Origin of the sequence: Nitrospira sp. (genome assembly GCA_029194675.1) — a bacterium.
Taxonomy (GTDB): Bacteria; Nitrospirota; Nitrospiria; order Nitrospirales; family Nitrospiraceae; genus Nitrospira_D.
On the sequence record JARFXP010000007.1, the window covers coordinates 81,156 to 92,175 of the forward strand.

At 57.6% G+C, this 11,020-nt stretch carries 11 protein-coding genes and 3 pseudogenes; 4 read left to right on the forward strand and 10 right to left on the reverse strand.

The features are described from left to right. Positions 1-46: 46 nt before the first annotated feature. Positions 47-730, reverse strand: coding sequence for a TVP38/TMEM64 family protein (locus P0120_23065; protein ID MDF0677192.1), 684 nt, complete (start codon positions 728-730; stop codon positions 47-49). 90 nt (positions 731-820) lie between these two features. Between P0120_23065 and P0120_23070 the strand changes: the two genes are divergently transcribed. The 3 genes from P0120_23070 (at position 821) to P0120_23080 (ending at position 2,932) form a co-directional block, all read left to right on the forward strand. Next, positions 821-1,282: a hypothetical protein gene (locus P0120_23070; protein ID MDF0677193.1), complete on the forward strand. Its 462-nt coding sequence runs from the start codon at positions 821-823 to the stop codon at positions 1,280-1,282. 124 nt (positions 1,283-1,406) lie between these two features. Then, a complete protein-coding gene (locus tag P0120_23075; protein MDF0677194.1) occupies positions 1,407-2,282 on the forward strand; it encodes an SUMF1/EgtB/PvdO family nonheme iron enzyme in 876 nt (291 codons plus the stop codon). A 20-nt stretch (positions 2,283-2,302) separates the two neighbouring features. After that, on the forward strand, positions 2,303-2,932 hold the full coding sequence (locus tag P0120_23080) for a hypothetical protein (GenBank protein MDF0677195.1): 630 nt from the start codon (positions 2,303-2,305) through the stop codon (positions 2,930-2,932). A gap of 80 nt (positions 2,933-3,012) precedes the next feature. Here P0120_23080 and P0120_23085 read toward each other — a convergent pair. From P0120_23085 to P0120_23095, 3 genes and pseudogenes are all read right to left on the reverse strand, one after another. Beyond that, positions 3,013-3,924 (reverse strand): annotated as a pseudogene (locus P0120_23085) (DUF3387 domain-containing protein). Positions 3,925-4,334: 410 nt separating this feature from the next. Next, a complete protein-coding gene (locus P0120_23090; protein ID MDF0677196.1) occupies positions 4,335-5,093 on the reverse strand; it encodes a hypothetical protein in 759 nt (252 codons plus the stop codon). Then, positions 5,090-5,917 (reverse strand): annotated as a pseudogene (locus P0120_23095) (HipA domain-containing protein). Before P0120_23095 ends, P0120_23090 begins: the two are co-directional and overlap by 4 nt. 113 nt (positions 5,918-6,030) lie before the next feature. Here P0120_23095 and P0120_23100 point away from each other — a divergent pair. Next, positions 6,031-6,821: pseudogene (locus P0120_23100) on the forward strand (IS5 family transposase). 381 nt (positions 6,822-7,202) lie between these two features. On the opposite strand, the gene P0120_23105 reads toward P0120_23100, so the two are convergent. From P0120_23105 to P0120_23130, 6 genes are all read right to left on the reverse strand, one after another. Beyond that, positions 7,203-7,757: a type I restriction-modification system subunit M N-terminal domain-containing protein gene (locus tag P0120_23105; protein MDF0677197.1), complete on the reverse strand. Its 555-nt coding sequence runs from the start codon at positions 7,755-7,757 to the stop codon at positions 7,203-7,205. A 306-nt stretch (positions 7,758-8,063) separates the two neighbouring features. Beyond that, on the reverse strand, positions 8,064-8,468 hold the full coding sequence (gene smbP, locus P0120_23110; GenBank protein ID MDF0677198.1) for a small metal-binding protein SmbP: 405 nt from the start codon (positions 8,466-8,468) through the stop codon (positions 8,064-8,066). Then, entirely contained in the window at positions 8,468-8,977 is a 510-nt protein-coding gene (locus tag P0120_23115) for a hypothetical protein (protein ID MDF0677199.1), read from the reverse strand. Before P0120_23115 ends, smbP begins: the two co-directional genes overlap by 1 nt. Beyond that, positions 8,974-9,759 carry a carboxypeptidase regulatory-like domain-containing protein gene (locus P0120_23120; protein ID MDF0677200.1) on the reverse strand — a complete coding sequence of 262 codons (786 nt, stop codon included), beginning with the start codon at positions 9,757-9,759 and terminating at the stop codon, positions 8,974-8,976. The genes P0120_23115 and P0120_23120 overlap by 4 nt, the downstream gene beginning before the upstream one ends. Positions 9,760-9,778: 19 nt before the next feature. After that, entirely contained in the window at positions 9,779-10,375 is a 597-nt protein-coding gene (locus P0120_23125) for a hypothetical protein (protein MDF0677201.1), read from the reverse strand. Between the two features lie 121 nt (positions 10,376-10,496). Beyond that, positions 10,497-11,020: hypothetical protein (locus tag P0120_23130; protein MDF0677202.1), on the reverse strand; the 524-nt coding region annotated here is incomplete at its 5' end.

Consider the following 11,020-nt stretch of genomic DNA (forward strand, 5'->3'; position numbering starts at 1 on the left):
CGTTTCCCTGCCCCACGATTGACATCACAGGGTACGGGCCTCTCCGTTATCGGTCGGATTGTGAAGGACGAACAAACTTACGATACACCACGGGCATGAGAAATAGCAGGCCCAGCAGCGTGAACGCGAGGAGGAGCCGAGGAGAAGCCAATTCACCGAGCGAATTGATCGTGCCCAATTGACGGCCGGCGAAGGTGTAGGCGAGACTGCCGGGGATAATCCCGAGGGCTGTCGCGGCGACGTACGTCCCTACGCGCACTCTCGTCAACCCGGAGAGGAGATTCACGAGGAAAAAGGGGAACAGCGGAATCAGTCGCAAGGTGAGAAGATAATTGAAGGCGTTCTGGGTAAAACCCTCCTGAAAAGCCGAGAGCCGGTCTCCGAACCGTCGTTCCACCCAGTCACGAAACAGGTACCGGGCCGCCAGAAACGCCAGTGTGGCTCCGGTCGTGGCTCCGATATTCACATAGAGGGCGGCCCACACGGTCCCGAAGAGAAACCCTCCGGTAAGCGTCATCAGGGTCGCTCCCGGCAACGAGAAGGCTGTCTGGGCGACATAGGTCAGGATGAACAACGCCACGGCCAGTGCGTAATGCTCTTCGGTAAAGGCGAAGAGCTTGTCCCGGTTGGCCTTGAGCACGTCGAGCGACACATAGGTCATGAGGTCGAAAAAATAAAAGGCGCCGATCACGGCCAGAAAGACGACTGCGACGAGGGCCTTTCCTTTCATTGAGGCCGGGCTCCGTACATCCGGTCTAAGGATCTGTTCCTCAGATGACATTGCAACCCTCTGTCTGACTCCGTAGAGTAATCCGCCACGATGTTGGGAAACTCACATCTCGTGAAGCATGTCCTGCTGGTGGTGACGAGTCTCCTCCTGACCTATGTTCTCGCCTTTATCACGCTGATGATCCGCTGGATGAATTTTTGGATCCGCGGGTCCTACTTTGTCTCCTATCAAGCTATTTTCTTGATCACGCTGACGATCTTTCTGCTGTGGTGGTTGCGTCGGCATCATACTGGACCGCTTCCCCTTTCCTCAACCATCCTGTACGCGATGGTCGTCGGATATGTATCGGGGCTGATTGCCATGACGCTGTATCCCATCTCTCAACCGGATGGGCTTCAACAGGTGGCCATGGGACTCCGGTTTCCCACGCCAGAAGCCGTTGCAGCTTTCTTGTGGTTTCCCGTTCGGATGTTGGCCTGGCTGTTTGGTGGCATTGTCGGCATGGTCATCCTGACGATAAGTCGACGATTCAAGCCGCTCTTGATTGAATGAACACTGGGATAAGCAGCAGTCCACATACTATATTCAACAACTCTGGGCCGCTTTTTGGATAGGGACTATGCCGCTGTCCTCACCGACCATTGACTCCTTGAGGAGGTTCTCGGTACAGGAGGGCATGAGGCCTGATCCGATTGCTTTCAGATTTCTCGCCCTCGTGGCACTCACGACATTTCTGTTGAACCCGATGGCTGGAAGAGCAGAGGAGGAATCACCCTATGAGCGCATCGCCGCGCTCGCTCACGGTTCTCCCATGATAACCGTCGGCGAAGGCTTTTTTTTCATGGGAACTGCCAGGACCGACCAGGACCCGTACAGCCTTGATCTTCCTTACGATGACACCGAACAACCGCAGCGTCGCGTGTGGCTGGATCAGTTTGAGATCGATCGAGACGAGGTCAACCTTGGAGAATTTCTCCTGTGGTTGAACCGGCAGCAACGTTCCATTCCGGCAGAGATACGCAAACTGATCGACCACATGGTGACCGTCCATGCGGCGTCGCCGGACAGCCTCGCCCGTTGGCCGGCACTCTACGTCACCTGGACCGAGGCCTCGGACTTTTGCCGCGTGCAAGGCAAACGCCTCCCGACCGAAGCCGAGTGGGAAAAGGCCGCCCGGGGAGAGAAGGGTTATCTCTTTCCCTGGGGTCACAAACCTCCGGTCGTGGGGTTGGCTATGTTCGGACAGTACCATGTCCACGAAATACCTATCGTGGCTGCTGTTGAACAGGGCGAGGAGGGCCGCAGTCCCTACGGCCTGCATCACATGGCGGGGAATGCCGCCGAATGGGTCGAAGATTGGTTTGGGATCGATTACTATGCGACCATGCCCGATCGTAACCCACCTGGAGCAAAGCAAGGTCGTTATAAGGTGGTGCGGGGTGGATCGTGGAAGAGCGCCCCGCCGCTGCTGCGAACGGCGACGCGAAGCGGTGCTGCCCCGGAACAGCGAGCGGCGACCATCGGATTTCGCTGTGCCAAATCGATCCGGTAGCAGAGGATAGAGGTTTCTTGATGAAAACGCTGATGATTCGAGGATATCTTGTGTGTGCTCTAGCCGCGATGAGTCTCGCTCCATACCCTACGCCCGCTCTGGGCGCCATGGCGGAAACGAACGAGGGGACAAGCTGGAAGCTCTATACGAACGATCGCTTCGGGTTTTCTGTTCGTTATCCAGACAACTGGCGCCTTGGTAACCTGCTGCCCGGCGGAATCGGAGTGACACTGCTCCCGTCGACCGAGCACAGCCTGGTCGCCTTATCCGGCCACATGAATGTGGTCAGCGGCAGCAGCCGGGACGGACGACAGACACTTGAAGAATTCGCCGCGTCCCACCGGCGCGTCATTACGCAGCTCTACGACAAGAAGAAGATGGAGATCACCTGGCAAAAGGATGCGAACACCACTCTGGCTGGATTTCCGGCGAAGCGCCTGACCTTCACCTATCAAGACGACCGGCGCAATGCGATACTGGAGATCCATATTTTTTCATTGGGGCGCAACGAAGGGCGCGGCGTGCGGATTAAAATGCCCGCCGATCGCACAACCCAACTGATGCCGACGATCAGACGGATGCTGCAATCCTATAAGGCGGGAAGAGATCAGAATGCCGTGAGCCCGATCGTGCCGAAAGGGAAGGGTTGAGGCCAATGTACGAAATCTTCACTGATCGCCTTCTTTCCGGAATAGAAAGGAACTGATTTCGCCATGCTGCTCGTTGGCGGCTATGCCGCCAAACCAGGACCCGTCGCACTTCGCTGCCAAATGTAGTCGTACACCCGTCCAGCCACCGTCTCCGTTTCTTCTTCTGTGAACGGAGGCCGAGGCAACGCCTGCCAGAGGTTGTCGAGGATAAACACCTTCACTTCCGCTTGCGTCGTCGTGTTTTCCGTCCAGTTGCGCATGGGCTTGAGTAGTGATCGCAACGAGGCAAGTAACGCTTTGCTGGCCTGCTTGAGCCGTTCACGATCCGCCTTGCTGATGTGATCCCTAAGGAGCAAATCAAAGAGAGCAAGTTCCTCTTCGCTCAAGCCTTCCTCTGCCGCTAGCCGTTGTTCCGCATCAAGACTGTCTGCCAACGCAACCAGCTTGGCGAAGGTTTCTTCAACCGTAATGCGGTCTTTCTCTCGGTTATAGTCGGCGACGATCTCCTGATACTTCTTGTAGTAGTCCATCCGCGTCGGATTCCTGGCGAGCATCTGTGCGAGCTTCTTCTCGACCACGTCTCGAATGTCCTGAAGCGTGGCGTGCTTCCGCCGCACCTTCGCTGCGAATTCCACTCGTAGCTTCGCAAAGTCCACAAGACTGAGATCGACTGTCAGTCCCTCGGCATGATCGTCACCCGGAGCCTGGGCCCGGATCGCCTCGTTCACGATACGGTGCAGCTCCTTGAGGACCTCCGTCACATCAGCGGTGTCCCGCCGCTCATTCAGCTTCTTGTAGATAGCTTCGATGTTGTCATGGCGTTCCGCATAGGTGAAGACACTCGGCTCCATGAGAAGCGCTTTGAACCGGGCGAAGACTTGCCGGGCCATGATCTCGAAGCGCCGCTTCGCGTCATCGGACTGGTAGAGCGCGTCCACGGCATCCCGCAAGGCTTCGATCCGCATGAACCCTGTGGCTCCTTGCAGCCTGGCGGGGTCGAAGTTGAGCGCCTTGAGATGTTGCTCTGCCGCTTCATCGGCTTATCGATATAGAGCGTCGCCAGGCACTCCACGTCAAACCCGGTCAGCCACATGGCGCACACGATGGCAATCCTGAACGGGTGCTGCGGATCTTTGAAAGCGTCGTCCAGGCCGATCGCCTGCTCCTGAGCCGAAGCCGGCAAGTCGGTATTCAATCGCGTGATGGCCGCCCGGAGGTCGCGCATGAGCACGACGTCCCGCTCAGAAAGACGTCCCCGCGTGCCCTGTGACCCGAACGTCTCCTCGTTATAGGCATAGACGCTCTCCCACCCAAGCCGGTCGCGCAGGAACTCGGCAAAGGTCTGTTGAACCAAGCGATCTTCGCTGTGGATGTCGGTAATCACCGGCTACAGCTGTGCGAGTTAGAACAATGCCATGGTTAATGGCTCGAAATCTGGCGTAGCCATTGGCACATAGTTCTCAGGCCAGTGACCGTGCAATTCGACCAACAGGCGCTGCTTGGAAGGTGCCGGGATTGGATTGACCTGTACCACCTTTGCCTCGTAGTCGACAGGAGATTGGGCGATAGCTCGGACGAGATCGTAGACCAGGTATCGCGGCGCCCATCCAATCATATGGTAGTCCGGTGTTTGGATCTGCACGGCTAACTGACTGACGGGATTAGTCAGCTCGATCGCCACGGATAACGGGTCACCGGGGTTGAGGCAATCCAACCGCTCTTGCGCACTTAGACCGACATGCCGCCATCCATGGAGAAAGAATCGGCAGCGAAACGCTCCTCCTTCTCCGCGCTGGATTTTTGGGAACACTTCAAAACTATCCGTAGCCCGGTAGCCCCCATCCACCGAGAGAATCTCGAGTGGGTCTGCCTCTTCCGGCAGGTTCAGTAACCGAAGATATTCCAGGAAGTCGCGTTGCCCAGGCACGAGCACCCTGTTTTTGAACAGAGGGAACAGTTCGCCGGCTTGATAGGTTCGGCCGAAGTCAGGAAAGTCGTAGAGGGGTTCGAATCCGCTTTCGTGGCTGGCACGCTCGGCGCCCTTGATATAACGGAAGCGATACAGTGACTCAGGTTGCCACACATCCAAACGGCCGACAGGAAACCACTGTCGGGTTCGCGCCTTGTCCTGCCAGGCAAGAAACAATGTCCTTTCGCTCATGGTGTCACCTTTCGGAGTTCTCTGATACCGTACCACATCACCTCGACGGCGAACGCTCGCGCGGGCTCAGTCATCCAGCCGTCAGGAACATCGCCGACCACCTGTTCAAGGGTAGCCTGTTCGATGCCGTGAGCGCGTAGCAGTGCTGAGGAAAACAAGTCTGGATGTAACGGCGTAGCCCGGCGGACTAACTCCACAGGACTCAGCCCATGCGGATCAGTCGACGTCCAGTAGACTGCCCCCGATCCCTTCTCCACATAGCTTCCCACACGATGCTCGCGTAAAACTCGTTCACGAACCTTGCCCATCCCCTCATCCAATAATTCTCTTCCCAGCGAGGAAGCATGGTCAAAAGTCGGCGCCATCAGGCCCGTCCAGCCCGCGCTCGGCTGTTCGGCAATAATGCCCCAGTTCTCATGATGCCGGTCAGTATTGCCGATGATCGCATCCAAAACCAGATACGCAGCAAACTGCGCTTTCGCTTGGGAGGCGCCGTCGGGAGACGCAAACGTCCGGTCAAGAGCCAGAAAGATATTCTCCAACGTATGGTCCGCCTGCTTGAACCGTTTGTCGGGGTTGTAACCCAGCACCTGTCCGGCAAGGATTTGATTCCCGTGAAACAGGTTCTGACCACGCCGTATGAACGACTCCGTGGTCGACCCGCGCGTACCGGAAAACACCGCGAGTTCCACTCGAGCATGTGGAATGTTCAAACAGGCGGCAAGCGCCGCAGCAATCTTCTCAGCCCAATGCTGGCCCGTGTTGGGCTGTGGGTACTTGAACAGCCACTCAGCCGCCTCCTGATCCCCCCGGTACCAGAATTTTTCCTTGCTGCCAAGAGCTTCTGCTTCTAGGGCGTGTCCTCAATTAGTTTGGAGGATTCACAATAGCTTAGGTCTGTGATTCACTCTTCATAAGCCAGGGGAGGGGCTTATGGATGGGGCAACGGCGTTATGGATTGCGGGACGATCAGTGGAAGCGGATCGAAGGATGGCTGCCGGGGCGCGACGATACGGTTGGCGTGACGGCGAAGGACAACCGGTTGTTCGTGGCGGCGGTTTTATACCGTTACCGGGCGGGGATTCCCTGGCGGGATTTGCCGGAACGGTTTGGCCCGTGGAAGGCTGTGCACACACGCTTCACGCGCTGGTGCGAGCGCGGCGTTTGGGAAAATGTGTTCAAGCATCTGGCCGCTGATGCCGACAATGAATACGCGATGATCGACTCCACAATCGTGCGTGCCCATCAGCACGCGGCGGGGGCGCGTAAAAAGGGGGGCAGGAGACCAAAGACGTCCGCGAACAAGAAGCGATCGGGCGCAGCAAGGGCGGACTGACCACCAACATCCACGCCACATGCGACGCGTTGGGCAATCCCACGGGTGTTCACCTCACGCCCGGTCACGCGCACGATCTGCAAGGGGCCGATGTTCTCCTGCCGGGGGTTCTTGAAAAAATCGAAGCCTTGCTTGCGGATAAAGCCTTCGATGCGAGCGAGCGCGTTCTGGACCTTCTGAAGCAGGCGGGCGTTGAGAGTGTCATCCCGCCAAAATCCAGCCGCATGGAACAGCGGGAATACGACAAAGAACTCTATAAAACGCGCCACCTGATAGAACATTTCTTTGCCAAACTCAAGCACGATCGCGCCATCGCGACGCGCTCCGACAAAACCGCCAGAAATTTCCTCGGCGCAATCTATCTCGCCGCCTCCGTCATCTGGCTCAATTGAGGACACGCCCTAGTACCCATTCCGGACGGACCTCGAAGATGGGATAAGCCCTGTCAGGCATGATACCTCATCAGTGACGGCAGTATCTGAATTTGTCTACCCTCCGTCGTCGGGAACGATATGATTTCCCCGAACAACGGCGGCTCTCCGGGCTCCTAAAGCACCGGTAGCTTAGGTGCGCGCATTGTCTACCACCCCCAGCGACGGATCACAGTTCCGCGCTTCGGAGCGATCGGAACCCACGGGATCAGGCTGGTGCTCCGCGGCAAGGCCCGCTCTAGCTTTTTTAACAACGACCCGGCCACTCCTTCTCGCTCCAACAGCGTTATACTTCTTCTCGATGGCTTTAGAAACCATCTTGAAGAAATAGAATGCGTCAGATCACACGGCAATCTGGCCGCTCATGAGGCGAGGCAGGAGCAGGTCGCGGGCGGCAAGGAAATATTCATAGATGCGTCCAAACACGTCGCCCGAGGCTTGCCGGATCTGCTCGTTATTGAACAAGCGCATCACATCTTCGAGTACTTTCGGCTCGAAGATGCCGTAGTCCTTCGGCAAGACGCCTTTGAGCGCTACGAAATCCCTTTCGATAGAGGTCATGGCGTTTGTCACAAGTGTAGGAAGGCCGGATGGGTCAACCGTGGCCTTCTCCATAATCAAGTCGTACCGGGCTTCCTCCGGCAAGTAGAGCGCCCGGCGGGCGATGTAGTCCGCCGGTAGGACTCGGCGCCTCGGCATCTTGCCGCTTGCCTGATCGGATTCAATCTTCTGCTGAGCTGCCTCGTAACGATTGGCCGCATGTAGCAGAAAAATCACGCCCAGCACTGGCATGAAATAGTCGCTTGATGTGAGCTTGGAATTGGCCCGGAGGTTGTCTGCGGCGTTCCAGAGGTCGGCTTCCAGTTTCTCGATGTCTTTGAAACTACCGTCCGTCATCCGGTCATGTCTGCTTGTCTGTTATGCAGATAGGTTCTATTCGATTTCGGCGCAGTGTACCCAGTTTCTTTCAAGAAATCAGCCTACCGAGAGGCTACTTCAAGGGCTTGCAACGACAGAACAAGTTGAGGCCGAGGGGATGATGAGAAAGATATCGGTTCACGGGCTTGCCGACCTAGGTAGGCGTTCAAGAACGTCGCTCGCAAGGCGGCAGTCGAAGCAAGCATCGGAGTCATAGTTTCTGAGCTACCTCGAGGATGCCTTTCAGGACGCGAACGAACTCATCGGGCAGTTTTCAACGCGCTGCTACGCGCCAGAATCTTTCATCGCCGACAGATGCTTCATCGCTTCCCGTGCCGCCGTACGCGCTTTCGTGGCGGGATTCAAGCTCGCGCCTGGATCGACCTTGTCGCCCATGTCCGCCACCCGCTTACAGTGGGTGATGGCCTCCTTGAGGAATGGCGCCGCCGCTTGGCCGTGCTCATCTCCCTTGGGCAAGAGGCCGAGAATCGCCGTCGCATGCTTCGTCACTTCGCCGCAATGGTGGATGATCGCCCCGCCATCGCCCATGCCTCCGTGCATGACCATCTCCTCCGCGTCACGGAGCATCGCTTTGCCGTGCTCTTGAATCGCCTGCGCCTGCCCTGCCAGGACCGACGTCGCTCCGACGGCCACCGTCAATATGACGGCTAAGAGATTCTGCTTCATCATCAGAACATCCGACCTTTCTTCACTGGTGCCTGATCGGCCGGCGTGAGCCGGCGATACAGCGCGTGAAATTGCTCCGTTGTGAGCGCGGGATTTTCCAGCTCCGTGAGCTGCTCGACACCGACGGGATATTCCACAGTATCGTCGAAGCTGGAGGAGGCGATCGCCACATAATGGGCCGGGAAGAGACGCTCCGGCAACAAAATGCTGACATCTCGATTGTACTTCTTGGCCATTCGGATGGCGGCGCGGGCCCGCTCGGCAGTGACCGATGGACCCAGGCCGATATTGGTCGGCGGTTTCCCCGCCTTCATGAATTGCACGTGAAGGTTCGTGAGGCCCGCCTCGGCGAACTCCTTCTTGATCTCCTCCAGATTCCGGCGATACTCGTTCGCCAGGACCACTTCAACCCGTCCCGACGAAGCGACATCGTTCTGCTGTGCGGCAGGCGCACCGCCTGTCGGCATGCCGAGAACGATCGCGAGACACAGAGCTTGGAGACCTCTCTTCATTCGGTGGCTCGTTTCGCCTCAAACAGCCAATCGAGCGAGACGGTCTCGTTCGGTTTCACGGTGATATCCCGCTCTTGACTCCCCAAAATCGGATGCCAGGCCTTGAGGTGGTATGTGCCTGCAGGGATGTCGCCGATGGCAAACGATCCACTGAGATCCGTGACCGCATAATATGGATTGTCGATCGCGTACCCCCAATTCTGCATGTAGGGATGCATGCCGCACTGCATGGTAAACACTTTCCGCCCTTTGACCAGTTGCACGATATCGGTGGTCCCGCTCTCATGCAGGGCAGGCCGATGGAGGACAATATCGACTCCGGCTTGGTCGTAGGCATACCCTTGAATGTCATGTGATACCGGATCCCGATTAAAGACGGTGACTCGGCGCTTGTCGCCGACCACGGTGACGAACGGCAGGAATTGGCACAGACTCGCTTCCATTTCGGCATCGGTGAAGGTGAATGGCTTGCCTCTCTCGATATCCTCCAGGACCACCACCACATCTTTGAGCCCGCCGTCCTGCCCGATATTGACTTCCTTCAGGAGCCGATGCCCATTGCCGTCCGACAGAGACCCGCAATACACGCGGTCCGGGGACCGACGCAGCTCGAACTCTTTCGGATCCGGCACGGTGCCGGTGAACGTGACCTTGCCCCGCACCGCGGCACCATCCGTCACAGTCGCCGACTCATACGCCCCGGCATCTGCTTGAAGTCCCGACATCAAGATAGCCGACACACAGCCGGCCAGCCACAGTTCTCTCAGACACGGTTGTCTCATATCCCCTCCGGTCATGCGCTCACTGTTGCGTGCTTGCCGATGGATTGGCCCTATCCAGTCGTCGCGGAAGTTCGAATAGGAAGGCAGACTGCTCGGTGAAGATTAATCGGCGAAACTCTTCCGACCATTTTCCCTGCTTGCTCACTGTCTTGAGGGGGAACCGTTCGGCTTTCGTCACCCATCGGTAATACTGCCGGATTTCACCATTTTCGGCGATGGTCACTTCGAACAACTCGGTGGGACGGCCGTTCAGCGTCTCATCCCCCACGAACTCGCGGGAGACCTCCCCATCCATCTTCTCGGTCACCGTCAACCGATGGTCGCTCGCAATCGGAACCTCAAGGTACTGGCGGCGTTTCGAAAAGATGAGCCACGATTGCTGCTTGTCCATCCGAACAATCATGATGCTCGCCCCGCTTTGGGGTTGAGCATACTCAAACCGCCAGCGATCGTCCTTGGCATTGACGTGAGCGGTCACAACCGATCCTCCACTTTTCACGACGCGATCAGCGGAGAAATCGAGCGCTGCAGCCGTTTGTGCCGGATTGCTCATAAGTATCGACGTCAGCCAGATCAAGAACAACTCGGCTGACGGGCTCAGTCGTCGCAAGTCCATGGACTGTTTCTACCGCATGAATCAGATGGGTTCAAGGCATCGTTCACAGCCAACAACGGAACGGGGGAACCCGACCCTCACCTGGCCTGGCTCCCCCGCCTGTTAGGTCTCCAAATGAGGCCTACTTGGCCTGCATGGACACCGGTATGGACTGCGCAGGCGTCTGGTCTCCGGCCTGTTGGCTGGCCGGGACTTGACTGCCTAACGGCAGGATTGTGCGACTGTCACGACTCAGGACCTTCAGCATCCCCCAGTGACCGGCATCGAGATAGCCGGGACGCTGGTTGAGCCAGAGGTAGTCGCCCGGAATCCCATTCGGCCCTCCCGCTCCACCATGCAGCCAGGCGTTTATGACCTCGGACCCACCAAACTCCATGGTGCTCACGAGATCCGCCCCGCTGATGTTCGGTTCGTGCTTCCATTCATGGCCCGACACGCTGAAAAGCTGCACCTGCTCGCTGAAGGCACCCAGGACGTGAATGACGACCGGATCCCCGACGTGCGCCGCGATGGTCGGCGTCACCGGCTGATCGCCCGTTTTGACGCAGACGAACACTTCGCTATACGCACAGCCCTTCTCGGTCCGGTAATCGGTCGGCTCCGACCGATAGTTCACCGCCGTCACGCCGGCCACCTTTTGGATGT